The sequence below is a fragment of the Serratia marcescens genome (assembly GCF_029846115.1).
GTDB classification, from domain to species: Bacteria; Pseudomonadota; Gammaproteobacteria; order Enterobacterales; family Enterobacteriaceae; genus Serratia; species Serratia marcescens_L.
In genome coordinates this window covers 3422557-3447817 of sequence record NZ_JARVZZ010000001.1, presented here as the reverse complement: position 1 = coordinate 3447817, position 25261 = coordinate 3422557, and the positions used below count along the sequence as shown (strand labels likewise).

The window sequence follows — 25261 nt, the reverse complement described above, 5'->3', positions numbered from 1 at the left end:
GTTAAAACCTTTTATTTCTGGTCAACGGTCTGTTGATGAATATATTATCGGATAAGCGCTTTAATTCTGACCAAAGGCTATTTTTTTTGCGCCAATCACGTGACGGGGACAATATTAATGACGGAAAAACTGGCGAGCACCATTATTCCGCTTTATGACGAACATGCCGCCGCCTGGGAACGCCTCAGACCCACCACGCTGTTTGAACGGCCGTGGCTCGACCGCTTTTTGCAGCTCACCCCGGCCAATGCGCGGCTGCTGGATCTCGGCTGCGGCAATGGCGCGCCGATCGCCGCCTATTTTATCGAACAGGGGTATCGGGTCACCGGCGTCGACGGTGCTCAGGCGATGATCGCGCGCTGCCGGCAGCGTTTCCCGCAGCAGGAATGGCGACAAATGGATATGCGCCAGCTGGATTTGGCGGCGAAATTCGACGGCCTGCTGGCCTGGGACAGCTTCTTTCATCTGGCGCGCGACGATCAGCGCCGGATGTTTCCGCTGTTCAGACGACATGCCGGGCCGCACGCCGCACTGATGTTCACTAGCGGCCCAGCCGACGGCGTGGCGATCGGCAGCTTCGAAGGCCAGCCGCTGTTTCACGCCAGCCTGGCGCCGGAGGAGTACAGACGTTTATTGCAGGAGAACGGCTTCCGCGTGATCGACCATGTGGTGGAAGATCCCGCCTGCGGGGGAAGAACGGTCTGGTTGGCGCAGGGTGCTGAGTGACAATGTCACGGGCAGATCCCCCAAGAACCTGCCCGTCAACGTTATTTAGCGCTGACGCGCCAAACGGTGTTGCCCACGTCATCCGCAATCAGCAGGGCGCCGGCCTTGTCGACCGTTAATCCTACCGGTGCGCCATAGAGTTCCTTCTCATCGTCGGAGACAAAGCCGGTGACCACCGCTTTGAGTTTGCCGACCGGTTTGCCTTGCTCAAACGCCACGTAGCTGACCCGGTAGCCGTTCAGCGGCGAGCGATCCCAGCTGCCGTGTTCGCTGACAAAGGCGCCGCCGCGATACTCGGCCGGCAGAGCGTTCGCGGTATAGAACAGCAGCCCCAGCGGCGCGACGTGCGAGCTGAGGGCGTAGTCCGGCTTGATGGCTTTCGCCACCCGATCCGGCCGCGCCGGTTGCACCCGCCGATCGACGTGCTGGCCGAAATAGCTGTAAGGCCAGCCGTAGAAGCCGCCGTCCTGCACAGAGGTCAGGTAGTCCGGCACCAGATCGGCGCCGATCTCGTCACGCTCGTTGACGATGGCCCACAGCTTGCCGCTGTGCGGTTCCCACTGCAGCCCGGTCGGATTGCGCAGGCCGCTGGCGAAGACGCGGCTGGCGCCAGAGGCGGTGTCCACTTCCAGCACGGCGGCGCGCCGGTACTCTACGGCCAGGCCGTTTTCGGTGATGTTGCTGTTGGAACCGACGCCGACATACAGCTTTTTACCGTCCGGGCTGGCCAGCAGGGCCTTGGTCCAATGATGGTTGATGGTGTCCGGCAGATCGGCCAGCTCTTTACCCGCATCGCTGATGCGCGTTTCGCCCGGCTGATAGGCGTACTGCATGATGTTGCCGGTGTTGGCCACGTACAGGGTGTTGCCAATCAGCTGGACGCCGAATGGAGAATCGAGCCCCTCGAGGAAAACATGCTTTTCCCAGCGGCCGTCGGCGGTTGGACGCAGCAGGGTGATGCGGTTACCGCCTTTGCCCCCTTTACCGGACTGGCCTTTCACCAACCCGGCGATCAGCTGCTTGGGCGTGCTCACCGCCTCCGTGCCCGGCCCGTTGGCTTCCACCACCAGGACATCGCCGTTGGGCAGGGTAAGCAGCTGGCGCGGATGCAGCAAACCGTCCGCCACCTTGTCGATTTTTAAACCCTCGGCCACTTTCGGCATCTGGGTCTGTTGCCAGCCGACGCCCTTTGGCACCTGCATCGGCGGCATCAGGAAGTCTTGCGCCGCCGGCAACGCAGGATCCGGCCCCATTTGTTGTTCCGGCGAAATGACGGCGCTGTTATCGCAGCCGGCCAGCGCCAGCACGGCCGAAAGCGCAATCGCGGTGGATGATAGCTTCATGAAAACCTCCTTATTTTGCGCGGGCGCCCACGGCCAGCAGAATGTTGGCGAGGCTCAGCAGCGCGACTACGATCGCAGACAGCACCAAACCTTGCGGCACCACGGCATACGCATCCCGGCTATGCACGAAAGCGTTGATGATGGCGAGAACGATGGCGATCAGATTCAGCCAGAAATGGAGCTTGACCGGTGAACCCTGCAGCCGGCCGCTGCCGAACCACACCTGAACCAGGTTAATCAGCCGGGGAATAATGGCAAAAACCAGGCCGATGGCGATCAGCCAGCTGGCGCCATTGACCCACTGAATATTCGCCGTGCAGGCATAGATGATGTCGAAAATCAGCGCTGCGGTGAAAAACCCATAAGGTATTGGGTTGAGCCATTCATAGACGGCCACCGCGACCGTTGAGGGCCTTGCTGTCGTTTGCGTGGTCATGCAGGTATCTCCATGAAAAATGATAGGTAAAAAAGGCGTAGGCCCCTTAAAGCTTTGTTCAGATTCACCGATTTGAACAATTTTGATTCTCATTTTTAGCATGCGATGTTAAAACCGAAACCCTCACTGCGGCATTATCAATGGCTTAGCAACATCGGGAGGTAGGGCATGAGTATAGAGCGCGTTCAGCGATTTCTGGCCGAGCACGCACCGGAAACGGCGGTGACGGTGCTGGCAAAGAATACCGCCACGGTGGCGCTGGCGGCGGAAGCCTTTGGCGTGGAGAGCGGGCAGATCGCCAAGACGCTGTCGTTTCGCGTGAACGACGGCGTGGTGCTGTTGGTGATGGCGGGAACCGCCAGAATCGATAACAAGAAGTACAAACAATTCTTCGGCGTAAAGGCGCGCATGCTGCCGGCAGAGGAGGTGGAGGCGCTGACCGGCTATCCGCCCGGCGGCGTTTGCCCCTTTGCCGCACCGGCAGCGGTGAGAATTTACTGCGATCGCAGCCTGTGCAGCTACGGTGAAGTGCTTCCGGCAGGTGGCAGCGATAACTCAGGTGTGAGAATTGCGCCACAACGCCTGGCCAGCATTACCGGAGCAGAGTGGATTGACGTGACGGGGTAACGTTAAGTGACGATGTCACAATTGTATTATGTTAAATACAATGCGTTACCTCGTGGTTAATGTGCTGTTTTAACAGGAAAAATCACTAGCTCATCGGGTTATGACAAACCGCCTCGATATTGTGACCATCCGGGGCTATCACAAATGCCGCATAGTAGTGGGCATGGTAATTGGGCCGTAAACCAGGTGCGCCATTGTCTTTGCCCCCGGCATTTAGCGCGGCGTGGTAGAACGCATCGACCTGTTCACGGCTGCCTGCGGCAAATGCCAGGTGCAGATGCGCCGGCTTTTCATCGGTTTGAAACAGGCACAATGACACGTTACCCCGATCGGAACACAGCTCGACGCCATAGCCGGGCTCGCCTTCGGCAACGATCTTTACGCCCAGCGGCGCCAGCGCATTGAGGAAAAACGCTTTGCTAAGGGCAAAGTCGCTGACGCCAAATTTCACATGGTCAAACATGGGGAGACTCCAGGAGCGTGGAAGAATGTTCCCATTCAGTATAGCCAACGCCGCGGCGGGCGCCGAAAGCGATGAAAAAGGACGCCAATACGCATTTAACGTGCAAATACTGTCCGTTTATATGACGCATTTTGGAGAAATCTGCAGTGTCGAAGTAGCCACGTTTTATCAGATTTCACGTAGCGCGATCAAAAAAAACAGGGGATTTCTGGCCAATATCGGCAGGTATGCGCCTCAGAAAATCATGTCCGGTCATCATTACTGGAGCGGGAAATGGCAGCACGCAGCATCACGGTCGAGGGCTATGATCTCTGGAACACTATCAATATGAAGCGCTGAAACTACGCGAGATATTGGCTGGTGTGTTAACGGCAATTCATCATATCGGTAGTACAGCAGTGCCAAACCAACGCTTGATATCTTGCTGGAGATTGAAAGCCTGGCGGCGTTGGAATGAGATCTACGCCGCGTGGCGAGAATGGCATTACCGGCAGGCGTTGCTGCAGCAAGTGAACAGGCGATCAGACAGTTGGCGTTCAGAGATTTTCTGCGCAAGCATCATGGTATTGCTGAGCAACACAAACACCAAGCAGAAGAAGACCGCCGGCAAAACCCGGCGGCTTATGGCCGGTTGAAAACGAATACTTAGCAGCATGAGCAGCCGGCGCCGGCATGGTTGGCCGCGGGAGAAACCCCATGATCAAGCCTGGACGGCAGAACCCACTTATCATTACCTAGGTGCGTATAATGTATATTATGTTAAATGAAGCATGATAAATGCTAACCGCCATAGCGTGGAGATTTCCTAAGTACGTAACTCTCTGCTGCTTATCGGGGCTCTTCCGTAGAACCCCTAACCTCTTACTACTATTCTTTAGTGGCTAAGGTATTCGTCAAATATATGCGAACCTAAAGTACGAATCACCGCTGAGCGTTCATCCAAAGAGGTATCCGCTTTTCTCACATAGATGCTGATGAATACAGGATCATGATTATTTGACCAGACCATCGAAGTTATCCCTCTGACACCATAATCACTTGCACCTGACCTATCGGCGATTTTCCATCCTTTAGGAAGAGACGCCCTAAGCATATTATCAGCGACTTTGTTATTGACCATCCATTCTTTCAATTGCGCTTTTGATGAATCACTGAGAACTGCGCCGGTCAAAATTTTCTTGATACTCTTGCTCATCGCATCAGGAGTCGTTGTATCTCGCAAATCATCCACGGGATTGACAGTCAATTCTGGCTCATATCGGTCAGAGCGAGTAACCGTATCTCCTATAGATCTCATAAATGCGGTCAGAGCCTCCGGTCCCCCACCTGAAAAAATAGCAAAATTAGCTGCTGTATTATCACTGTATTCATTGGCAGCTTTGCAAGCTTGCTCAAGCGTAAATGGCTTATTCATATAATCTTTAGCAACGGGTGAATAGGTCACAAGGTTTTTTTCAGTCACTACCATAGAATGATTTAATGAAAGCTTCTTTGCATCAACCTTTGCCAGAACATTGGCGCAAGCAATTGATTTAACCGTGCTATCTAAAGGGAAACGCTGGCTTCCATTTATAGAAATCGTTTTATCATCTGAAACTTGGCGAAGCCACTCTGCAAAATGGGTCAAAACGCCCTCCTTTTTGATCGCGCTACGTGAAATTTGGCAAACTTCGGCAGTCAATCTACATCTGAATGACACTCGTGAAACCTGACTATTCCCAGGATTCCTTCTCATAGGGTTTTTGCCAGTTTTTTTCCGTGACGGGCACCAGTTCCCCGTTGAACGTATAGGTACAACAACGGCACCTCACCGGCACATCTTCTGCGGTGAATGCCGGGTTCACTTTCTGCAGTATCCCGTGCTCATCTATGCATAGCCCGCTGTAATAGCTCGACTCATCACAGCAGACATAGCTCTGCCAGTTTTTACGGTGCAGTGCCACCAGGTAAAAAATAGGTGCTTCTTTATCCAACCGACTAACCGCTTCGCTGTGCACTTCACTCCAGGGTTGGCCCACTTTACTGAGCAAAAATTGAAATAGCGGCGTGTAATCCATGCCATGTTGTATCCGCCCATGCATGCTTTCACGCAGCGGCAGCTGCTCATCGTCCGCCTGTTTGCTATGCCGTTCCCAGCGGTACTTGCCACCGCTGGCCATGGGGCCTCTGGATGTAACACTTTCTCTTCTATAGAGTTTTTTCTTTTTATCTCGATGTGTTCTCATCAAGTCTCAATAGTGACATTGTCACAAAAAAAGAAATCCTTACGCCGGTTTCCCAGCCAAATGCGACCGCCGAACCCGCAACTCCCCGTGCCGCCAGGCACCATCTACCGTGGCGCGATTGTCGAGCAGGCGATTCAAGGCCTCCTCGACCAGCCGGTCGATACGTTGGTTGTAGCTGGTCAGCGCCCAATTGGCTGAGCCTGCCTCGTCGATATCGTCGAAGCCTACCACGGCCATCGCAGACGCCGGCGCCGTTTGCCTGAGCGCTTCGAGCGCCCCCAGCGCCAACACGTCGTTCTCGCAGAACAGCGCCTCAACCCGCTCGCTTTCCGGCGTTGCCTGCAGGTATTCGCTCATCAGCTGGAAACCGCGTTGGCGATCGTAGTGGCCGGCGGTGAGCACCCGATCCAGCTGAAAGCCGGCGGCCATCAATTTGTCACGGTAGCCTTCCATACGCAGCAAATGGCTGCTTTGCGTGTCTGGCCCCTTCATGTAGCCAAAGCGCCGATGCCCTTGTTCTATCAGCAACCCAGCGATCTCTTCGCCGGCGCGGTAGCCGTCGATATTGACCACATCGATATGTTCACTTTCCGTATTGCGGCATACCTGCACCAGCGGGATCTGATGCAGATCTTGCGCGATCGCCACCCACTCTTGGGTTAATACCGTCGCCAGGAACAGAATGCCATCGACCTGCAGCTGATCGGCCATCGCCATCACCGCCCGGTAGTTTTCCCCGGCGGTGATGTTCAGCAGCAGCGCCATATAGCCGCGGGTTTGCAGCTGTTTGGTGACCATATCGAGCATCATCATCGAATGCGGGTTCTTCATCTCGTCGATGGCCACGCCGATGATGTGCGTGCGTTTTTGCGACAGGCTGCGCGCCAGCAGATTGGGTCGATAACCCAGCTCGGCCGCCGCCGCCAGTACGCTTTCACGCGCGCTGTCCGAGATCGACGCGCCGGGGGTAAAGGCGCGCGATACCGTCCATTTAGAGACGCCGGCCTTTTCGGCGACGTCGCTGGCGGTGGCTTTGTGGTGTTTCGTCATGGTTGCGTCGATCCCTGCTTCGATGAAGTCAAACTATACCCTGCTCGCTCAGATCCCCTAAGCGCCTGCTGGCATGCCTGCTGCAATTATGTCCCGTTTTTGCACCCGATTGCAATTTGTTATGCAACCGGGTGCAAAAAGTAAAGAGTTTGTGATCGTCCGCGCTGTTTTCACCTTTCCCCTGTTGACCAAATTTTATCCATGGCCGACATTCACGGTGGCATTCAGAGACTCACGGCCGTTTTGCCTCCTGCTTTGCACCCGGTTGCAAATTCGCTGTTTGCCTACAACGCCTCTTTTCTCAACAGGATACCGTATGAATAAAACCAGACTGCTGTTGATGTTAGCCTGCTCGCTGTTTGTCGTGACCGCCCAAGCCAAGACCTACCAGGTCGGCGTGGCGCTGGCCAACTTCGATCTCAATTTCGTCTCCATCCTGCGTAGCCAAATGGCACGTGAACTGGCTGCGCAGCAGCTGCAAGGCCAGTTTGTCGATGCCAAAGGCGATGTCGCCCTGCAGGTGCAGCAGGTGGACGATCTGATTAATCAGGGTGTGGACGCCATTATCCTCAACCCGGTTGATACACAAGGCGTCCAGCCGATGATAGTGGCCGCCCACCGCGCCGCGATCCCCCTCATCTTCGTCAACCGCAAACCCGAAGTGCCACTGACCGGTGCGACGGCCTACGTCGGCTCCGACTCGGCGCTCAGCGGCCGCCTGCAGATGGAGGCCCTGGCGAAAAAAATGAATTATCGCGGCAACGTGGCGATCCTGATGGGCGCCCTCTCCAACGAAGAAACCCGCGAACGCACCCGTGCGGTGGAAGCGGTGATCGCCAAACATAAAGACCTGAAAGTGGTAGAGAAACAGACCGCCAAATGGCAGCGCAATGAAGCAGTCGACGTGGTTTCCGGCTGGTTGCTGAACGGCACGCCGATCGATGCGATCGCCGCCAACAACGATGAGATGGCCATCGGCGCGATCATGGCGCTGAAGCAGGCCAAAAAGAATGGCGTGCTGGTCGCCGGTATCGACGGCACGCCAGACGGCCTGCAATTTATCAAAAACGGCGACCTGGCGGTGACCATTTTCCAGGATGCCAAAGCCCAGGCGCTCGGCGCGGTGCAAGTGACCCGAGCAATGTTGGATCACGCTAAAACTGAGCCTTACAACTGGGTGCCTTATGCCACCGTGATGCGAGAAAACTACCCGCAATTTGCACAGATGAACCAGAAATAAACCGTTGCCACTCTCTTTTTCAACCCATTTTGCACCCGAGTGCAAAGCCACAGTATCAGGAGTCAGCATGTTAAATGGTGAAAGAAGCATCCCTCGCCCGCTGCGTTGGGCGATGATCGGCGGCGGCCGCCTCAGCCAGGTGGGCTACAAGCACCGTTCCGGCGCGTTGCGCGACAACACCGCCTATCGGCTGGTTGCCGGCGCTTTTGATATCGACGCGGCGCGCGGACGCGAGTTTGGCGTCAATCTCGGCGTGCCCGCCGACCGCTGCTATGACAACTATCGACAACTGCTGGAGCAAGAAGCCAACCGTGAAGATGGCGTTGAGGTGGTGACCATTGCCACCCCCAACGGCACCCACTATGAAATCACGCGCGCCGCGCTGAGTGCCGGCCTGCATGTCATCTGCGAAAAGCCGCTGTTCTTCACCACGGCGGAGGCGAGAGAAATCAAGGCGCTGGCGTCGGAGAAAGGCCTGATCGTCGGCGTAACCTACGGCTTCTCCGGCCATCCTCTGCTGATGCAGATGCGCGCTATGATCGCAAACGGCGACATCGGCGAAATACGCATGGTCGAATTGCAATACACCCACGGCTTCAATGCCAACGAAAGCGCGGATACGTTCGAGGCGCAAAAGTGGCGCGTCGATCCGAAAATCGCCGGCCCCTCTTTTGTGCTGGGCGACATCTCCACCCACACCTTCTACATCTCGCAGCTGGTGATGCCCGATATGAAGATTGCCTCCCTGCTGTGCGATCGCCAGAGCTTTATTCCTTCACGCGCCCCGCTGGAAGACAACGCCATGGTGCTGATGCACTACGAAAACGGCGCCGTCGGCCGCATGTGGGCCTCCGCCGTCAACGCCGGCGCGATGGACAGCCAAAGCATCCGCGTGGTGGGCTCGCTCGCCAGCTTGCAGTGGAGCGATTCCACGCCCGGCGAATTGCGCTATGAGATCCAGGGGCGGCCCAACCAGATCCTGCACCACGGCATGCCCTATCTGGACGACAGCGCCCTGGCCGAAGAGCGGCTCGGTGCGCTGCATACCGAAGGCCTGGCCGAATCCTGGGCCAATATTTACCTCAAGTTCGCCATCGCCATCAGCGCCAGCCAGCGCGGCGATCGGCAGACGCTGGCCGCGCTGATCTATCCGGATATCGAGGCCGGATTGGAAGGCGTGCGCTGGATTGAAAACTGCGTTCGTTCCGCCGACAACGGCGCCACCTGGGTTAATTACCAATAAGGAAAGCACCATGAAACTTTCATTCTGTACCGACAGCCTGGGTCATTTACCCTTCGAGCAGATGCTGGATCGGCTGCTGGAGCTGGGGGTGCGCGGCGTGGAAATGACCACCGGCGGCTGGTCTCCGGCGCCCCATCTGGATACCGACGATCTGCTGGCTAACCCCGCCAAACGCCGGCAGCTGCAGCAGGCGCTGGCCAGCCGCGGCATGGAGATCGCCGCGCTCAACGTCTCCGGCAATCCGCTCGATCCCGGCGAACTGGGGCAACGCCATCAGCGCCAAACCGACAATACGCTGGAGCTGGCCGGGCTGCTGGGGGTGAAAAAGATCGTTATGATGAGCGGCCTGCCCCCGGCCAGCCCGCATGACACCATCCCCAACTGGATCACCTATACCGTCAGCTGGCCGCCGACGGTGAAAAACTGTCTGGACTATCAATGGAATGAAGTGGCGATCCCCTATTGGCAGGCGCTGGTCACCCGGGCGAAAGCGTGCGGCGTCGAGCGCTTTGCGCTGGAAAACTTCAGCGCCATGCTGGTGTGGAACCCGGAAACGCTGTTCCGGCTGCGCGAAGCCGTTGGCCCGATGGTGGGCTTGAACCTCGATCCCAGCCATTTGATTTGGATGGGCGCGGATCCCATCGCGGTGGCCCGCGCCCTCGGCCCCGCCATTCACCATGTGCACGGCAAAGACGTGCGCCTTGAGCGCGGCGTCGTCGAGGTTAATGGGCTGCTGGAAACCAAACCGATCGACGACGTGGCCGGCCGGGCCTGGAACTATGTCGCCGTCGGCTGTGGGCGGGATCTGCAGTGGTGGAAGGAATTCTTCTCGGTGGTGCGCATGATGGGCTACAACGACTGGGTGTCGCTCGAAATGGAAGACCTGACCATGTCGGTCGATGCCGGCATCGCCTCCTCCGTTCAGGCGTTGCAGCAGAGCATCAGCCAGTAAAGCCAGGCGCGGCGGCCACGGCCGCTGCGCAGACCCGTGCATTGCCAACAGCTTATAAACACCATACCGGCCGGGCGCCGACCGTAGCACTGGCGTGCCCCGCACCATGGCTCAGGCACAGCGTTCTCAGCCCGGCGGCGGCGCCGGAATACCAGGCGCCGCCGCGCATCAGAATGCGTTCACCGTAATTACGCAGGTAAACCTGATCGCCGTCCTCACACCGGTGATGAGGAACAATGCCAAGAATTTTCAACACATCCGGTAACGGTGCCCCGCTTGCCATGCGAATACGATCGAACGCATCGTCCATCAAGCCAGGCGGATATCCGTTATCCTGCGGGTCGCCGTTAAAATGCTGAATAGAGTCGGTAATAAGCGGCGCACCGGCATTGCCTGTATGAATGGGTGAGACTGCATCGAATTTAGCCGTCCCTCCACTGCCGGGCGACACCCATGCCCCCGTCGCCAGGTCGACCGCACGCCAGCGTTCGTCTTCATCGTCGGTCATTGGCATCGCGGCGTCATTATCCGGCAAGAGCAGAATTTCCCCCGCGACCAATTTCAGCCCGTGCTGCCATTCCCACAAATTACCGCACAGATCGCCGATGCCGTACGGCGTACCGTCGTGATACCAGGCTCCCGGGCCGGATGCGGTAAAGGTTGTCGGATCGCCCTGTTCATCGCCCACGGCACCGCCGTCGCATCGTTTACCATACTGACGGCGATCGTGATGCGACCGGCCGCTCTCGGTATTGCCCAACTCCGGCCATCCTTGATGGCGGCACCAGAACATCAGCGCGGCCCATTCCGCGTTGGTGCCAATATGCCATCCGGCGCCGTTGCGCGCCACCGCCCGACGAAATGTGGCCAGATCGTGCCGGCTCGCCGGAGCCGTATCGGGTTGGCTGACCAGTTCTCCATCGACCAGAGTTCCCGGATAGCAGCCATAAAAAAAGGCGTCTTTAAGCTGGCCGTTGACGATAAAGGCAGGATGAACCGCCTCTCCTAACCCTGATGTGACCTCTTGCAGCGTAAAGCGAGAGATCACATGCATATAACTGGGTTGACCACTTGCGGTATACAGCACGGTGCGGTGTCCCTGTGACTCGGTTTCCACTTTGCTCCGCAAAGCGTCTTTTACGATGATCATGAATTTATACTCGTTAAACAGCCAAGGCCGGGAAGCGCAGGCTTCCCGGCCCATTGTTACGCCACCATGGCGGCGGATTTTATCGGTTGCAACAATTGCCCGACATCGCAATTGAGCAGTTGAGCACGCTGCAGCAACTCCTCGGTCTTGGCGCCAATCACGGAATGCACATAGGCATTGACCTGTTCCTGATTCATTTGGTTATACCGGTCGGTGAACGCCATTTCGATGCTGTCGCAGATCACCGCGCCGGCATTACTGACATAGTCCGGCAGATAATGGATGCCGCGCGCCAGCAGCCGCTGTTCTGCCTGCGGCGTACTGAACGGCGAATTGGCGCTGCTAATCACCCAACGCGTATTCAGTTGTTCAACGTTCTGCGCATTTAATATGTTGGACAAGGATGCGATGCACAGCACCTCGCTGGGTTGCGCCCAGAGTTCGTCTTCACTGACGCGGCGGACCCCAGGCGGGAACTGCGCCGCAGGATTGATGTCATACGCCGTCACTTCGCAACCGAACAGCAGGCTTTGTTTCGCCACTTCCGCCCCGACTTTACCCATGCCGTGAATAGCAATGCGGGCCCGCGGCAAATGATTGAGCCGCAGCGTCAACACCTTTTTCATCGAGCTCCAGACGCCGTAGCCCGTCGCCACCGACGTGTCGACTTGCGGGCTGTCCATGGCATTCAGGATCCATGGCGTAAACTGCCGCAAATAGTCCATCTCTCGATTGCCAGTATTGATATCGCATCCGGTAAACATGGTGCCGCCATAACGGTTGAGCAGGTCGCCGATCGCTTCAAGCACCGCCGGTTGCTCTTGGGGAGAACGCTTGCTGTTGACCACGATTTTTCCGCCGCTGAAACCGGTATTGTACAATCCATGCTTCAGCGACATGCGCTGCGCCAGCATGATCGCCTCTTCTTCCTGCTGCTTACGGGACGCATAGTTGCGCCAGCGGATCCCGCCATTGGCCGGCAGCAGCTTGATCTGCGACGAGTAAGCCAGGGTGAATGACGTTTCGTCGTCGATTACGATCGTTTCTACCTGATATTGGTTGTGCGTATTCAGCAATTCATTGTTAACTGACATAATTTGCCATCCTGTTTTAATGGGATTCTTGCTCGAATGCTCCAGCCTGGTCTAACTGTTGTTTTATGCCCCACGGCGTTGGCCGCTTAAGGAAATCGGCCATGCCTACCGACCGGCCAAACTCTTGTTCCAACAAGGCCATCAGCCGCAATGCCATCAGCGATTGCCCGCCGGCGTCAAAAAAGTCGCAGTGGTTGGAATCAGGGTTCACGCCGGTCACGTCGCCCCAAATGCGCCAGATGCGCGCCATCTGCGGATCGGGTTTATCCGCTGTCGTCGATGTTCGTCCGGCTTCCGGCCCCTGCATATCTCGCTCGCCCAACCACCATTGCGCCGGATCGAAGGGATACATTGGCAATGCAATGCGGGAAGGAGGCTGTTGCCACAGGCGGCGCCAGTTAACGTTGACGCTGGCACGCCAGATTTTTTGCAGCGCCTGGATCCACACGGCGGTTTCGCTCTGGGCTTCGTCGCGGCGAGGCAAGGTGCGCACCGCCGTTACGGTGCCGGCGGATTTTAGCTGCGCGACCAGCGCAGTGAGTGTCGATCCCGGCCCTACCTCTATGAAAAGCGTTTTTCCGCGCCGCGGTAGGTGTTGCAAGGCGCGGTGATAATCCACCGGTTCACGGGCATGGCGCGACCAATAGCGGGCATCGAGCGCTGCGGGCGCGACTTCGGTCGCCAGCAATGCGGAGACGTAGCGGACCCTCGACGTCGATTCACGCGGCGGCGGCGCAATGCTGGCCAGTTCATCAAGAATGGGATCCATCAACGCCGAGTGGAACGCGTGCGAAACGCTCAGCGCCTTGCAACGTACTCCCCTGTCCCGCATCTGTCCTTCGCAGGCGCGAATCGCCTCCGCCGGGCCTGAAAGCACGCAGCCGTTCTCACTGTTTTCCGCCGCCAGAGACAGCCGATCGCCAAGCCAGGGTTGGGCTTGCTGAGCGCTCAGTTCTACCGCCAGCATCGCACCAGGCTGCAGCCCGGCCATCAGATGCCCGCGCCGGGCGGCGAACACCAACGCGTCTTGCGCCGAGAACACACCGGCAGCCCAGGCGGCGGCAATCTCACCCAAACTGTGCCCCACGACCCAATCCGGCTCGACGCCGTAATGTTTCAACAGTTCGGCCACGGCGATCTCGACGGCGATCAGAGCCGGCTGCGTCAAGGCCGTGTTGTTAATTGTTTCGGGGGCCGCCTGGCCGGTAAACAACGGGGAGAGATCCAGTGCAGCCTGTGTTTGCAATATCTGCAGCTTGTCATTCATCAGCGTTTTGAATATCGCATCCTGCGTCATCAGTTCGCTGGCCATACCGATAAACTGGCTTCCCTGGCCGGGAAATTGGAAAACTACCGACAAACGCCCTTTTCCCGTATCCACCATGCTTTCTTTCATGCTCAACACGCCCTGCTCGCCGATATGCAGAGTGCCGCGATAACGCAGCGACTTTCTTCCACTTTGTGCGCTCCAGGCCAGGCGTTCGTCGTTCTCGCCGCATGGCCGCTGTTGGTAACGTTTGACCAAGCGATGCCAGGCCTGCTCCGATTGCGCGCTGATCGGCACGACAGTCGCCAACGGCGCTATCGCCGCCCGCATTTGAGGCGTTTTCGGTGGCCTTGCCAGCACGACATGCGCATTGGTTCCGCCGATGCCGAAGGCGCTAACGCCGATGGCGTTGCGTGGATCGTCACGATCCCAACGTTGAGCGGAGCACAGAAACTCAAACGGGCTTTCCGCCAATGCCATTTCCGGATTCGGCGAGCCAAAGTTGATCTGCGGCGTGAGCCAACCGTGTTTGATTTGCAGCGCGGCCTTGATCAGTCCCGCCATGCCGGCGCAGGTTTCCAGGTGCCCGACGTTGGCCTTGACTGCACCGATGGAGCAGAAAGCCCGGTGCGTCGTCCGCTCGCGGAAAACGCCGCTCAGCGCCTCAAATTCGATGGGATCCCCGGCCAACGTTCCCGTGCCGTGCGCTTCGATGGCACGAAAATCTTCCGGTGCCAGGCGGGCATCGTCCATAGCTTGGCGCAGCAGGCGTTGCTGGCCGTGCAAACTGGTGGTGGTAAAACTGACTTTGCGCGCGCCGTCATTGTTCATCGCTACGCCTTTGATCACCGCAATGATGTCGTCGCCGGCCGCCTGTGCGTCAGACAGCCGTTTCAGCACGACAATGCCGACGCCGCTGCCGAACACCGTGCCGCTGGCATCTGCAGAAAACGGTCGACAGTGCCCATCGGTGGAAAACACCATGCCTTGCTGCGCGAAATATCCTTCATGTTGCGGGAGCCTGAGGGTACAAGCGCCGGCCATAGCCATATTGCAACGGCCACTGCGCAACGCTTGAACCGCTTCGTAAACCGCCACCAGCGAAGTGGCACAAGCGGCCTGTACATTACACACCGGCCCCCCGATGCCCAGGTGCCAGGCCACTCGGCTGGTGAGGTAATCTTTGTCGCTCGCGATTTGCCGTTCGAACGGCGAAGGGTTGAGTTTGTCGAGCAACGCAGAGCCCTGTGCCTGACGCAAATAATCGGAACTGCTACAGCCGGCAAACAAGCCCGTATCGTCAAGCTCACCCGGCGTTACCCCGGCGTTTTCCAGAGCGTGCCAGGCGCACTCTAAAAAGAGCCGTTGCTGGGGATCCATCAGCAGCGCTTCGCGCGCACTCAGGCCGAAGAATCCCGCGTCGAAGCGGGATATGTCGCCGGCCACCGGTGCGGCGACGGGAATATAGCCCCCGTCGGCCGAGTCAACTTGCTCGTTGTCGACGCGAACCAGCGATTCGACGCCGTTGATCAAGTTATGCCACCAGCTTTCCACATCCTCGGCACCCGGGAAGCGGCAGGCCATGCCCACCAAGGCGATATCCCGGTCATTGCTGTTCACCTGCTGCATAGAGGTTCTCCGATTAGAAGCGCAATGCGCTGATGTCCCAACGCGGTTCTCGTTCCGCCAGCAGATCGGCGCAAATTTGCCCCATCAGAGGGGTAAATTTGAATGCCCATCCGCCTGCCGAAACCACCAGATGCTCGCCGCCGTGGCAGCGGCCCTTGGCGCTGTCGAGATAGAATTGGCGCGCCGGATCGGTGGGCAACACCGCCAAGCAGCTCGCGGCGGAATGTTGTTTGTCCGGCTCGAGGAACGGCATATGCCGCCGGGCAAACTCGAGCGCTCGCTCAACGTGCTGCGGGTTGGCCCGATAACTCGGCGCATTGGCTTCGGTGATCGGATCCACTTCAAAATCGGTCCCAAGTCGGTCAAATCCATTGACTGACCACGGATTGGGCGGGAAACCGTAAAACAGGTTACTGTCGCTCTCTACCGGCGGTTGGAAAGCAAACCAGAAAGGATCGTTGGCCCCCAGACGCTGACTGCGCAGCATGCTAATGCAGGCCATCTCATAGGTGGAAAGCGCAAGATCGATATCCAGTTGGCGCAGCAGCTTCTTACTGCCCGGCCCGCCAGCGACCAATACCTTACGGGCGCGATAGCGATGCTGCGCCGTCAGTACCGTTGCCCCCCGCGCATCCGGTTCCACGGCCTTCACGCATTGCTGGAACTGGAATTCCACGCCGGCCTCGCTAGCCAGAGAGTAAAGCGACGTCAGGGTACCTTTAACGTCGATTACCCCGCCGTCTTGCTGCAAGAACCCTTCATAGTTGCTGTCCAGCCCGGTAAAACCGTAGCACCGTTCGATTTCGCGCATCGTCAGACGTTCATAAGGCAACCTCATCTCATCCATCGACAGCATGGTTTGACGGATCTGCCCCTCATTGGTCCAGACATCCGCATCGCCGAACCACAGGCTGCCAATGCGGTGGATCAGTTTTCTGTCCGCCTGTTGTTCCAATTGCCGCCATAATTTGTCGGCTTCCAGGGTAAGGCGGAAGATTTCCAATTCCGAATATTGCAAACGCCAATGGCGTTCCTCCCCGCTGGTACCTGCTAATTGCGTAAATAGCGCATATTGCTCCAGCACCAAAATTTTATGATCCTGATGTTCACGCGCATAATTCCACGCGGCGGCCAGCCCTATGGGGCCGGCACCGATAATAATGACATCCCAGTGTACTGACGTGTGCATACCTATCCCTCGCAATGGATATTGTGTGTGTTTAGTAGAATTATTTTTTAATCAAGCTTTTAATCTGATCCAACGGCAACAGAACGATCAGCGTCAGATATTTTTCTCGCGGAATATCCTGATAAAGCTGACGAACGCCGATTTTCCCCATGATATCCCCGCTAACGCCGGCGGCGAACAGCGATTGCCATTGCCCTGCCCAAATGGCGCTGGAGTTCCAAATGCCGGCGGTTTCGATCCGTCCCAGCGGCGTTTCAGCGGTTTCGTGATACCAGGAAATCACGCTATCGTCAGGCAGTGACGCGATTTTCCACCCCTGGCCCTTCATCGTGCCGATATCATGCCCTTGCTGATCCACCAGCAGGTCAGTATGTGAATTGGCATCACCCACGTTAGGCGCATTATTCGTTTTCGCTTTGAAGGTAATATTGGCCATTTCTATAACGGAAAGGATCGTGACATTTTTATAGCCGTCTTTCGATGCCAGAACACGTTCAATTTCCGCAGTGTCTTTGCCGGAACTGATTAATTCGCGAACATAATCGCCAAGCGTAATCAACTCAGCCAATACATTATTATTGCCCTGTATAATTTCCATAAAACATTCCTTTCAAACGTTGTTAAACGGTTAATGCTTCAGATTGTTTAAACCACTCGCGCCCTTTTTCTCGGTCGATATCGGAACCCGCGTCGGCAAAGAGCGTGACAATGCGTTGATCTGCGCTCAACGTTTCAGCCAGCTTACAGGCCGTTTTCCAGTTGGCGGCGGAAGAGGCACCGATTTTGACACCGGTTAGTTGATGGAACTCATGCATCGCACTGAGTGCTTCCCGATAAGAAACCGGATTGAAAGGTGGCTCTTGCGGCATCAGCTTACTGATGAAAGGCTGACGGAAACCGAAACCCAGTCCACCGGCGCCGGCGAATTTCGGTTCTCCATTCGGGGCGGACAACGTACCGTAAGGCAGTTCGCGCGGCGTGCTGCCCCACACGATCAGCTGTGGGTTATCCTGACGTAGCGCCGCCGCGACGCCAGACAGTGTGCCACCAGTACCGACCGCGGAAACCCAACCATCGACACGCTCGCCGTTCAGCTGCCGCCGGATCTCTGCGCCCGTCGCATGCTGATGTACGGCGGTGTTAACCAGGTTGAGATGCTGGGATAACAGCGTCCAACTCCCATCTTCATGCGCAATCTGCTGGCTGCGCGCAATGACGCCGAGCAGGAACTGATTGCGATCGACCAAGGTAACGACGGCGTTGTCCCCCTTCAGCGTGTCGATCAACGGTTGCGGGGATGAATCCGGGATCACAACTTGCACCGCTATCCCGCACATGTTGCCGAGCTTAGCCAGCGCTTTCGCCATATTGCCCCCCGAGGAATCGAGCAGTTTTAATTCACCGGCGGCGAAATCGTGTTGATTGATAGCATCGCAAAACAGGCCGAACGCAGTGCGATCCTTCACCGAGCCAAACGGATTTTCAAACTCGAACTTGGCGTAAATCGACGCCTTCCCCTTTGGCGAGGGCACTTCAACCAGCGGGGTGTTGCCTAACGCCGCATAGAATTTTTTCAACTGGGGGAACAGAGTAAAGGCTTTCTCCGTATCCGGTGCGCAATCCTGTGGGTTAAACAGCTCAAAATTCATCAGAGGTTCCTTTAAAGCCATACGTTGACAAATAAGCCAGCGTTACTGAAGCAGCCGGCGGAGAAATGCAGCGGTATCCTGCATGAAATAAAAGTGATCGCCCGTCAGGAGTTGAACCTGGCTGCCGGGGAGTTCTTCTTTCCACTGCGACAGCGCGGAGCGGCTAACCAAAGGGTCGTTGTTGCCGCCCAAAATGCGCGGCTGCAGGCCGGGCAACGGTTCTGCGCTGAGTTCACCCAACAGCCGCAGGTCTTGCTGTATCAATCGGGTGACAAGCGGGCGAGTGAGCTCATCCAGCGTCAACGCGCCGCTGCTTTCACTGAATGCCAGGATGTGGTCCAACACTTCTTGCCGCTGGCTTTCCTGCCGGAGTAATTTCAGTTCTGACGGCGCGCGCTGGGCCGACAAAACGGTGTCGATGCGAAAGCGCGACGTTTGCAGCGCCGCGGCAACCTGCAGGGCAAGCAGCGAACCCATGCTGTGACCGAAAATCACCGCCGGCGCGATGCCCAGCGAGGCATGCAGCGCATCGACGCAGCGCGCAATGGCGTACTGGGCCGTTTCCCAGGCCGGCGCGTCTTGCGCATCTTCCCGGCCGGGATATTGCATGATGAACAGATCCACCTCGTCCGGCAGCAGCTCGCGCCAGTGCTGGTAGAACGCTACGCCGCCGCCGGCATGCGGAAAGACCACCAATTGTTTGGTGACCGGCGAACTGCGCGGGCGGCTGAGTCTCACCGCGCAGCCGAGAGAAGTGCGCAATTGCGTCATGAGTTCAACCCCGCCGTGTTTCTGACGGACGGCTCCTGGCGCAGCAAATCGCGCAGCGTCAGGCGATCTATCTTGCCGATGCCTTTCATGGGAATGGCGTCGATGACGATCAATTTTTCCGGTGCCTTGAACGCCGCCAGCCCTTCTTTCTCAAAGAAACGGCGCAATGCGCTGAGGGTCAGCGTGTCATCCGTACTGGTGACAAACAGACACGGCACCTCACCGTACAGATCGTCCGCCATGCCCACGCAAGCGGCTCGCACCACGGCAGGATGTTGTTCTGCCAGTTCTTCTATCTCGTTCGGACTGAATTTTTCTCCCCCACGGTTAATCGAATCGTTGACGCGCCCATCGATGAAAATATTGCCTGCGGCATCGACGTGCGCCAGATCGCCGGTGCGGTAGAAGCCGTCAGCGGTAAACGCGGCAAGATTCGCCTGGGGATTTTGGTAGTATTCGGTGAGCGTATAAGGGCCACGGGTGATCAGTTCACCTGATTTACCCACGGGCAAAGAACAGCCATTTTCATCGACGATTAGTACTTCATCATAGGGGCTCAAAGGCCGGCCCTGAGAGCTGAACCGCACCGCATCATCGTCGTCAACCGCGTTAAAACACAACAGCCCTTCGCTCATGCCATAACATTGCTGCAGGGTAATGCCGAGACTGCGGGACGAGGAGGCCGCCAGCTCTGGCGTCACTCTGGCCCCACCCACCTGGACATGCCACAACGTTGTCAGGTTGCGCGGCGTTTTTTGCTGCAGTTCGCTCCATTGCGACAGTAGAGCAGGCACCAGCGTGGTATGCGTTACGCCGCATCGCTCGATCACGTCCAACGCCGTTTCCGCCGAGGGCGCATCGGCGAGCGCCACAGCGCCGCCGCGAGAAAGCGTACCAAGTATGCCGGGACAATTGATGACGAATCCATGTGAAACCGGCATCGCAGCGAAATAGACCGACTGGCTGTCCAGAGCAAACACGTCACAGCCGCATTCAATCATATAGCTGTAACCGCCATTCTTGCGTGCGATCGCCTTGGGCAAACCGGTGGTGCCACTCGAAAGCAACATGACGGCGGTATCCGACGGGGTCATGATGACGGCGTGAAGTGGCGGCGAAGGCATCAGGGGTGAACAGAAATGTTGCAGGTTCAGGTAGCGAGTATCGTGCCCGGCGTCATCGTAATCTTCGACCAGTATCACATCGATATTGAGACCTTCCGTCAACAGCGTCTGCAGAGCGGCAAGTGGGTTATAGCGGCGGGAACCGCGCTGCAAGGCGAATACTTTCGGCGCGGTCAGATGCAGAATGTGCCTCAGCTCTTTCTCACGATAAGAAGGTAATATCGGCACCGGGATCGCGCCGAGCATCAACGAAGATAGCATGACGACAACCGCTTCACGGGTATTGCGCAATTGATACGCGATCCGATCGCCTTTCTGCACGCCTAATTGGCGCAATTTCAAGGCGGCTGAAGCGACCGCACCGTTCAGCCAGTCGTAACTGTAAACCTCCCCGCGTTCAAAAAGCGCCGGGCGCTGTCCATGTTGTTGAAGGGCCTTTAATAAACGTTGATTGATTGAATCCCCAACACTAACCATAGCGACTCCATAATGAGTTAACTCACTGTTTGACTGTTATCTTTCTCAATCACAATTCGTTAAACAAACAGCTTTCGGCACCTCGGTCAGGCGGCGCCGTCACTTCTGTATTGGCTCACAATGAACAGCAAAATGGACTCAAAAACACTTCATTTTCTGGTCGCCATCAAACACTACGACCGACCGTCAGTCAATTACTTTGGGGTTAATTATTTGTATATCTTATGTTTCATACGGACCATTCTGTCGTAAATTTGTTTTTAAACATAAGGTTATAAAAAATGTCTTTTTCATAGTTGCTTATGATATTTCAGAAATAAGCTGATCTAATGAATAGTCTTGCCCTCCCCACAGCGAGGGCGCATCGACGCAGCGGGCCTTCAACAGAGCTTGCAACGCCACGGTTTCCGCCGAACTGAGCGCTAAATCCTGGCGCAGTTGCCAGCTGCCATCCGCCGCTTGCAGTACGTCTTCAGGTACGCCCACCTCCGCTAACAGCGCCAATAAATCATCCAGAGTCTTCATAATGTTATCCAATCGTTAAATGGTATTGATAATTATTCATATTGACCGTCAGTCGGTCAATGGGTATTTTAACGCTTGCCTGAGATGGCCAGGCTCCCGCCCCACAGCGAGACGCTTACTTGAAGAGGGATTATTTTTGAATAAATTCAACGGATTTCATTTGCGACACGCTTATCTTTGCCCGTTTTTTTTGGGCATGGTGCCTTGCCTGACTCTGGCGGCAGGCGAAGAGTCGATATGGGTGGTAGCTGACGGTTCGTCCTCGGGCAACGTTCCACAGGGCTACGCGGCCCAACAAGCGGAGGTGGCAACCAAAACCCGTTCACCGCTGGTCGACGTGCCGCAATTCGTCTCGGTGGTCAATCGACAGCAAATGGACGTGCAATCAGCCGATACGGTCAGCCAGGCGCTGCGCTACAGCGCCGGCGTTGCCGTAGAACGCTTCGGTGCATTTTCCAGCGGCGTGGACTTCGCCAGAATGCGCGGCTTTGAGGCGGACTACTATCTGGATGGTTTACGCGTCATCGGCAATACCGGCATTTGGGGGCCACAGATTGAAACCTGGGGGTTGCAAAGCGTCGAAGTCTTGCATGGCCCCTCCTCCTCGTTATACGGCCAGGGCGGTGCCGGAGGCGTAATCAATATGATTTCCCGACGGCCTTCCGCTACCGAGTCGAATCAGCTTAAATTGGATGTCGGCAACGACCGTACGCGTTCCCTCAGTCTCGATGCCACCGGCGCACTGACCGATGACGAACAGTGGTTGTATCGTGTCGATGGCCTGGCGGCCACGCGTGGCTCGCAGATAGAAGATACCCGGCAGAAGCGTCTCTATCTGGCACCTGCCATCACCTGGCAGCCCAACGAACGCATGCGTTGGACCGTGCTGACTCACTATCTGCGTGAACCCGAGTCGGGCTATTACAACACCCTGCCCGCCCAGGTTCTGGGGCTGTTGCCCAATGCGCGCGGCAAGATAGATACCGATAAAAATTACAGCGATCCGGCGCACGAGAACTCAAGCCGCACGCAATATGATGTGACCTCACTGTTTGAAGTGCAGTTGAACGATCGCTGGCGATTAAAACAAAACCTGCGCTATTCCCATGTAGACTCTGCGGTGCGGCGCGATTTTACCCGCGCCATCACGCCGGACAACCGCCTTTTGACGGCGGTCTACCAAGATTCCCCGAGTCAGGCGGACAGCCTTGTGATGGATAACCAGGCCGAGGTGAAATTCGCTACCGGCGCCATCGCCCACCAAGGGTTGGCCGGCATCGACTACCAGACCGGTAAACTGGATAAAGACTGGTGGGGATCGCAAACCGTGACGTTCGATCCCTGGTCCGGTCAGTACCGCCCTTCATTCGATCCTGTTGCGGTTTCACGCACGTCGACAACGCAACGTTTCCACCGCACCGGCTTATACGGGCAGGACGAAGCCAGCTGGCGCGGATGGCATTTGCTGTTGGGCGGCCGTCATGACTGGTCGCGTATGCGTACCGGTGACAATCTGGCCCATACCCAAACGCAAACCAATGACGCCGCCTGGAGCTATCGTGCCGGATTGAGCCACCCGTTCGACAGCGGCCTGGCGCCGTGGGCCAGCGTCTCTACCGCCTTCGATCCGCTGACCGGCACTGACGCTCAGGGCTCGCCGTTCAAACCCACCCATTCCACTCAGTATGAGATGGGTTTGAAACTGCAGCCGCCCGGCAGCGCAATGATGACCAGCCTGGCGGTTTACCAACTGACGCAGCGCGATGTGAACACCATCGATCCCCTCAATCCCAGCTATTACACCCAGACTGGCGAAGTACGTTCTCGCGGCGTGGAGCTGGAATCGCGTGCGGCGCTGACCGATAGCCTTAACCTGATGCTGGCCTATGCCTGGGTCAACAACGTCGTGACTCAAGCCAACGATAACACCCAGGGGCGACACCCGGTCGGTGTTCCGGCGCAAACCGGCTCGATGTGGCTGGACTATCGCTTTACTAAAGGGCCGCTGCAGGGGCTGCTGATCGGCGGCGGCGCTCGCTACCTGGGGGCCAGTTGGGGAGATGGCGCCAACACATTCAAAGTGCCTGCCGTTTGGCTCGGCGATATGACCGTTCGCTATACGCCGGGTGCCTGGGATCCGCGCCTGTATAACCTCGAATTGGGGTTGACCATCAACAACCTGACCAACAAATCTTATGTCGCCAGTTGCACCAGCGCGCCTTACTGCAGCATCGGCATCGAACGCAGCGTCACCGGTTCGATAAGTTGGTATTTCTGATGCGCAGACGGCGTTTTCTGCAGGTGGCCACTTTGCTGGCGCTTTCCTCGCCGTTGCGATCTCTGCGCGCGCAGGCCGATACGCAGGCCGTGACCGATATCGTCGGGCGGACGGTGACCTTACGTTATCCCCTGCGGCGTATTTTCCTGGCGGAAGGCAATCTGTTTTATACCGTCGCGGCGCTTAATCCCCGCGCGCCGATGGAAAGATTGGTGGGCTGGCGAGACAATTTTCGCACCGCCGACCTGGATAGCTATCGGCTGTATCTGCGTCATTTTCCGGAGCTGGCGCAGTTGCCGACCTTTGCCGGAGTGCAGCAGATGCAATTCGATCTGGAAAGGCTGATCGCCTTGCGGCCCGAAGTCATGTTGCTCAATGCGAATACTCGCTCGGCGCTGGAAGCGAGCGGTTTGATGGCTAAGCTCACGGCGGCGAATATCCCCGTGGTATTTGTCGATATGAGCATCGGCCTGATGAACAACAGCGCCAGAAGCATCGCCATCATGGGCCAGCTGTTTGATAATCCACAAAGCGCAGACAGCTTGATTCGCTTCCGTCAGCGACATCTCGATACGATCCTCGATACGCTGGCGAAACGGGCTCCGCCGCGCCCACGCGTAATGATGGAGCGCGCCGCCGGGTTGTACGACGATTGTTGTCTGTCTTGGGGAAATGGCAACTACGGTGAAATGGTGAATATCGCAGGTGGATTCAACCTGGCCCAGAGGCATATCCACGGCGTTTACGGTTCACTAAGCCAGGAAACGGTGATCGCTTCCCGGCCCGATAAAATCGTCGTGACCGGCAGCAACTGGAGTCATTATTCACCTGGAGGTGACTGGGTCAACCTTGGCCCCGGCGCAGATTTGGCGCTGGCAAAAACGCAGTTGGAAAAATTGATGCGACGCCCGGCTTATCGCACCCTGGCCGCGGCAAAGAGCGGAAAAGCGTATGCCATCTGGCACCCGTTTTACGATCATCCCTTTAATTTCGTCGCTATCGAGCGACTGGCCACCTGGTTCCATCCGTCGCTGTTCGCCGGCGTCGATCCCGAAGTGACCTTTGCGGAGCTTTTCGCGCGTTTTCTTCCCATTCCGTATCAGCCCGGTTACTGGGTATCGCTCGATGCGGAGCCGTGAACGATCAGCGGCATCCCAGCAAACGCATGAACTCCTGCGCCAGCGCCGCCCCCAGTCCTTGGCGGTCGGCGTTGGGGTTGACCATGACGTCATCCACGGCGCCGTGCATGCCGTGATACATCAGGATGGCGGTCAAGTGCGGATTATTCAGACTCCAGGCGCCCGCCGCGGCGCCATCGTTTAAAATCGTCAGGATCTGTTCCAGCACGGCATCACGATCCTGATTGCCCCGGGTATGATAATGATGATCGTGATACAGCGCATCGTGCAATTCCATACCTTCAAAATAGGTCGCCACGCCGGCATCACACCAGGCTCTCAGGCGCGCCAACCAGTCATCTTGCGCACATTCATCGATAGCCAGCTGAATTTTCTCGATAAAGTGATTGGTGAACCGTATACGTAAAGCGGACAACATTTCGTTTTTGGACGGAAAATAGTGGTAGAACGTTCCTTTGGCGACGTTGGCGTCACGGACAATATCGCTGATGGTGGTCGCTTCAAATCCTTTTTCGATAAACAGCTTCTGTGCCGCATCCATCAATTCATCCAGGCGCACTTCTGCCGGTTTGGTTCGAGGCTGTGTTTCTTTCATCTTTTCTTTTGTCTTCATATCAACGTCCAGTGTAGATCCAGCGGCCATCGTAACCAATGTTGTTGCCAT

Annotated in this window: 25 protein-coding genes; 9 read left to right on the top strand and 16 right to left on the bottom strand. The window is 56.9% G+C overall.

What is annotated here, in order from left to right:
* Nucleotides 1–117 precede the first annotated feature (117 nt).
* The gene (locus tag QDT79_RS16330; RefSeq protein ID WP_308316761.1) at nucleotides 118–726 is read left to right on the top strand and encodes a class I SAM-dependent DNA methyltransferase; all 609 of its coding nucleotides are present in this window, start codon (nucleotides 118–120) and stop codon (nucleotides 724–726) included.
* Between the two features lie 41 nt (nucleotides 727–767).
* On the opposite strand, the gene QDT79_RS16325 is transcribed toward QDT79_RS16330, so the two are convergent.
* Together QDT79_RS16325 and QDT79_RS16320 are read right to left on the bottom strand one after the other, a co-directional pair.
* Nucleotides 768–2069 carry a PQQ-dependent sugar dehydrogenase gene (locus QDT79_RS16325; protein ID WP_308316760.1) on the bottom strand — a complete coding sequence of 434 codons (1302 nt, stop codon included), beginning with the start codon at nucleotides 2067–2069 and terminating at the stop codon, nucleotides 768–770.
* Nucleotides 2070–2079: 10 nt separating this feature from the next.
* Nucleotides 2080–2505, bottom strand: coding sequence for a DUF2231 domain-containing protein (locus QDT79_RS16320; RefSeq protein ID WP_063989887.1), 426 nt, complete (start codon nucleotides 2503–2505; stop codon nucleotides 2080–2082).
* Between the two features lie 168 nt (nucleotides 2506–2673).
* Between QDT79_RS16320 and QDT79_RS16315 the strand changes: the two genes are divergently transcribed.
* Nucleotides 2674–3132: a YbaK/EbsC family protein gene (locus QDT79_RS16315; protein WP_060706544.1), complete on the top strand. Its 459-nt coding sequence runs from the start codon at nucleotides 2674–2676 to the stop codon at nucleotides 3130–3132.
* A gap of 85 nt (nucleotides 3133–3217) precedes the next feature.
* On the opposite strand, the gene QDT79_RS16310 is transcribed toward QDT79_RS16315, so the two are convergent.
* A complete protein-coding gene (locus QDT79_RS16310) occupies nucleotides 3218–3595 on the bottom strand; it encodes a VOC family protein (RefSeq protein WP_063989886.1) in 378 nt (125 codons plus the stop codon).
* A gap of 25 nt (nucleotides 3596–3620) precedes the next feature.
* Here QDT79_RS16310 and QDT79_RS16305 point away from each other — a divergent pair, with 25 nt between their 5' ends.
* Nucleotides 3621–3926: a hypothetical protein gene (locus tag QDT79_RS16305; RefSeq protein WP_308316759.1), complete on the top strand. Its 306-nt coding sequence runs from the start codon at nucleotides 3621–3623 to the stop codon at nucleotides 3924–3926.
* 147 nt (nucleotides 3927–4073) lie between these two features.
* Entirely contained in the window at nucleotides 4074–4244 is a 171-nt protein-coding gene (locus QDT79_RS16300; protein ID WP_308316758.1) for a GrpB family protein, read from the top strand.
* 225 nt (nucleotides 4245–4469) lie between these two features.
* Here the strand turns inward: QDT79_RS16300 and bla are convergent, their stop codons facing one another.
* The 3 genes from bla to QDT79_RS16285 form a co-directional block, all read right to left on the bottom strand.
* The gene (gene bla, locus QDT79_RS16295) at nucleotides 4470–5222 is read right to left on the bottom strand and encodes a class A beta-lactamase (RefSeq protein ID WP_308316757.1); all 753 of its coding nucleotides are present in this window, start codon (nucleotides 5220–5222) and stop codon (nucleotides 4470–4472) included.
* Nucleotides 5223–5307: 85 nt separating this feature from the next.
* The gene (locus QDT79_RS16290; RefSeq protein WP_308316756.1) at nucleotides 5308–5820 is read right to left on the bottom strand and encodes a hypothetical protein; all 513 of its coding nucleotides are present in this window, start codon (nucleotides 5818–5820) and stop codon (nucleotides 5308–5310) included.
* 39 nt (nucleotides 5821–5859) lie between these two features.
* The gene (locus tag QDT79_RS16285; RefSeq protein ID WP_308316755.1) at nucleotides 5860–6870 is read right to left on the bottom strand and encodes a LacI family DNA-binding transcriptional regulator; all 1011 of its coding nucleotides are present in this window, start codon (nucleotides 6868–6870) and stop codon (nucleotides 5860–5862) included.
* 316 nt (nucleotides 6871–7186) lie between these two features.
* On the opposite strand from QDT79_RS16285, the gene QDT79_RS16280 reads away from it, so the two are divergent.
* From QDT79_RS16280 to QDT79_RS16270, 3 genes are all read left to right on the top strand, one after another.
* A complete protein-coding gene (locus QDT79_RS16280) occupies nucleotides 7187–8110 on the top strand; it encodes a substrate-binding domain-containing protein (RefSeq protein WP_308316754.1) in 924 nt (307 codons plus the stop codon).
* Between the two features lie 67 nt (nucleotides 8111–8177).
* The gene (locus QDT79_RS16275) at nucleotides 8178–9353 is read left to right on the top strand and encodes a Gfo/Idh/MocA family protein (protein ID WP_308316753.1); all 1176 of its coding nucleotides are present in this window, start codon (nucleotides 8178–8180) and stop codon (nucleotides 9351–9353) included.
* Between the two features lie 10 nt (nucleotides 9354–9363).
* Nucleotides 9364–10305, top strand: coding sequence for a sugar phosphate isomerase/epimerase family protein (locus QDT79_RS16270; RefSeq protein ID WP_308316752.1), 942 nt, complete (start codon nucleotides 9364–9366; stop codon nucleotides 10303–10305).
* A gap of 52 nt (nucleotides 10306–10357) precedes the next feature.
* Here the strand turns inward: QDT79_RS16270 and QDT79_RS16265 are convergent, their stop codons facing one another.
* The 9 genes from QDT79_RS16265 to QDT79_RS16225 form a co-directional block, all read right to left on the bottom strand.
* Nucleotides 10358–11455, bottom strand: a complete 1098-nt coding sequence (locus tag QDT79_RS16265) for a hypothetical protein (RefSeq protein WP_063990349.1) — start codon at nucleotides 11453–11455, stop codon at nucleotides 10358–10360.
* A gap of 56 nt (nucleotides 11456–11511) precedes the next feature.
* Complete coding sequence (locus tag QDT79_RS16260) at nucleotides 11512–12549, bottom strand: Glu/Leu/Phe/Val dehydrogenase dimerization domain-containing protein (protein ID WP_063989883.1); 1038 nt, start codon at nucleotides 12547–12549, stop codon at nucleotides 11512–11514.
* Nucleotides 12550–12565: 16 nt separating this feature from the next.
* Nucleotides 12566–15445 (bottom strand): type I polyketide synthase, encoded by a 2880-nt coding sequence (locus QDT79_RS16255; protein ID WP_308316751.1) that lies wholly within the window; start codon nucleotides 15443–15445, stop codon nucleotides 12566–12568.
* Between the two features lie 13 nt (nucleotides 15446–15458).
* Complete coding sequence (locus QDT79_RS16250; protein WP_308316750.1) at nucleotides 15459–16634, bottom strand: NAD(P)/FAD-dependent oxidoreductase; 1176 nt, start codon at nucleotides 16632–16634, stop codon at nucleotides 15459–15461.
* A 40-nt stretch (nucleotides 16635–16674) separates the two neighbouring features.
* Nucleotides 16675–17232: an allene oxide cyclase barrel-like domain-containing protein gene (locus QDT79_RS16245; protein WP_308316749.1), complete on the bottom strand. Its 558-nt coding sequence runs from the start codon at nucleotides 17230–17232 to the stop codon at nucleotides 16675–16677.
* 22 nt (nucleotides 17233–17254) lie between these two features.
* A complete protein-coding gene (locus QDT79_RS16240; RefSeq protein ID WP_063989879.1) occupies nucleotides 17255–18283 on the bottom strand; it encodes a pyridoxal-phosphate dependent enzyme in 1029 nt (342 codons plus the stop codon).
* A 42-nt stretch (nucleotides 18284–18325) separates the two neighbouring features.
* Entirely contained in the window at nucleotides 18326–19054 is a 729-nt protein-coding gene (locus QDT79_RS16235; RefSeq protein WP_063989878.1) for a thioesterase II family protein, read from the bottom strand.
* Nucleotides 19051–20655, bottom strand: coding sequence for an AMP-binding protein (locus tag QDT79_RS16230; RefSeq protein WP_130018309.1), 1605 nt, complete (start codon nucleotides 20653–20655; stop codon nucleotides 19051–19053). The genes QDT79_RS16235 and QDT79_RS16230 overlap by 4 nt, the downstream gene beginning before the upstream one ends.
* A 300-nt stretch (nucleotides 20656–20955) precedes the next feature.
* Nucleotides 20956–21180: a hypothetical protein gene (locus QDT79_RS16225; RefSeq protein WP_063989876.1), complete on the bottom strand. Its 225-nt coding sequence runs from the start codon at nucleotides 21178–21180 to the stop codon at nucleotides 20956–20958.
* Nucleotides 21181–21316: 136 nt separating this feature from the next.
* On the opposite strand from QDT79_RS16225, the gene QDT79_RS16220 reads away from it, so the two are divergent.
* Nucleotides 21317–23458, top strand: a complete 2142-nt coding sequence (locus QDT79_RS16220; RefSeq protein ID WP_308316748.1) for a TonB-dependent siderophore receptor — start codon at nucleotides 21317–21319, stop codon at nucleotides 23456–23458.
* Nucleotides 23459–23481: 23 nt separating this feature from the next.
* Nucleotides 23482–24597: an ABC transporter substrate-binding protein gene (locus tag QDT79_RS16215; RefSeq protein ID WP_254623418.1), complete on the top strand. Its 1116-nt coding sequence runs from the start codon at nucleotides 23482–23484 to the stop codon at nucleotides 24595–24597.
* Between the two features lie 4 nt (nucleotides 24598–24601).
* On the opposite strand, the gene QDT79_RS16210 is transcribed toward QDT79_RS16215, so the two are convergent.
* Nucleotides 24602–25261, bottom strand: coding sequence for a TetR/AcrR family transcriptional regulator (locus tag QDT79_RS16210; RefSeq protein WP_233221850.1), 660 nt, complete (start codon nucleotides 25259–25261; stop codon nucleotides 24602–24604).

Excerpts from the sequence above, each read along its gene's own strand:
- QDT79_RS16250 (WP_308316750.1), bottom strand. The coding sequence starts at position 16,634 with ATGCACACGTCAGTACACTGGGATGTCATTATTATCGGTGCCGGCCCC.
- QDT79_RS16320 (WP_063989887.1), bottom strand. The coding sequence starts at position 2,505 with ATGACCACGCAAACGACAGCAAGGCCCTCAACGGTCGCGGTGGCCGTC.
- QDT79_RS16270 (WP_308316752.1), top strand. The coding sequence starts at position 9,364 with ATGAAACTTTCATTCTGTACCGACAGCCTGGGTCATTTACCCTTCGAG.
- QDT79_RS16255 (WP_308316751.1), bottom strand. The coding sequence starts at position 15,445 with ATGCAGCAGGTGAACAGCAATGACCGGGATATCGCCTTGGTGGGCATG.
- QDT79_RS16285 (WP_308316755.1), bottom strand. The coding sequence starts at position 6,870 with ATGACGAAACACCACAAAGCCACCGCCAGCGACGTCGCCGAAAAGGCC.
- QDT79_RS16280 (WP_308316754.1), top strand. The coding sequence starts at position 7,187 with ATGAATAAAACCAGACTGCTGTTGATGTTAGCCTGCTCGCTGTTTGTC.
- QDT79_RS16225 (WP_063989876.1), bottom strand. The coding sequence starts at position 21,180 with ATGAAGACTCTGGATGATTTATTGGCGCTGTTAGCGGAGGTGGGCGTA.
- QDT79_RS16315 (WP_060706544.1), top strand. The coding sequence starts at position 2,674 with ATGAGTATAGAGCGCGTTCAGCGATTTCTGGCCGAGCACGCACCGGAA.
- QDT79_RS16305 (WP_308316759.1), top strand. The coding sequence starts at position 3,621 with ATGTTCCCATTCAGTATAGCCAACGCCGCGGCGGGCGCCGAAAGCGAT.
- QDT79_RS16290 (WP_308316756.1), bottom strand. The coding sequence starts at position 5,820 with ATGAGAACACATCGAGATAAAAAGAAAAAACTCTATAGAAGAGAAAGT.
- QDT79_RS16330 (WP_308316761.1), top strand. The coding sequence starts at position 118 with ATGACGGAAAAACTGGCGAGCACCATTATTCCGCTTTATGACGAACAT.
- QDT79_RS16240 (WP_063989879.1), bottom strand. The coding sequence starts at position 18,283 with ATGAATTTTGAGCTGTTTAACCCACAGGATTGCGCACCGGATACGGAG.
- QDT79_RS16235 (WP_063989878.1), bottom strand. The coding sequence starts at position 19,054 with ATGACGCAATTGCGCACTTCTCTCGGCTGCGCGGTGAGACTCAGCCGC.
- QDT79_RS16300 (WP_308316758.1), top strand. The coding sequence starts at position 4,074 with ATGGCATTACCGGCAGGCGTTGCTGCAGCAAGTGAACAGGCGATCAGA.
- QDT79_RS16230 (WP_130018309.1), bottom strand. The coding sequence starts at position 20,655 with ATGGTTAGTGTTGGGGATTCAATCAATCAACGTTTATTAAAGGCCCTT.
- QDT79_RS16245 (WP_308316749.1), bottom strand. The coding sequence starts at position 17,232 with ATGGAAATTATACAGGGCAATAATAATGTATTGGCTGAGTTGATTACG.
- QDT79_RS16260 (WP_063989883.1), bottom strand. The coding sequence starts at position 12,549 with ATGTCAGTTAACAATGAATTGCTGAATACGCACAACCAATATCAGGTA.
- QDT79_RS16325 (WP_308316760.1), bottom strand. The coding sequence starts at position 2,069 with ATGAAGCTATCATCCACCGCGATTGCGCTTTCGGCCGTGCTGGCGCTG.
- QDT79_RS16310 (WP_063989886.1), bottom strand. The coding sequence starts at position 3,595 with ATGTTTGACCATGTGAAATTTGGCGTCAGCGACTTTGCCCTTAGCAAA.
- QDT79_RS16210 (WP_233221850.1), bottom strand. The coding sequence starts at position 25,261 with ATGGCAACAACATTGGTTACGATGGCCGCTGGATCTACACTGGACGTT.
- QDT79_RS16265 (WP_063990349.1), bottom strand. The coding sequence starts at position 11,455 with ATGATCATCGTAAAAGACGCTTTGCGGAGCAAAGTGGAAACCGAGTCA.
- QDT79_RS16275 (WP_308316753.1), top strand. The coding sequence starts at position 8,178 with ATGTTAAATGGTGAAAGAAGCATCCCTCGCCCGCTGCGTTGGGCGATG.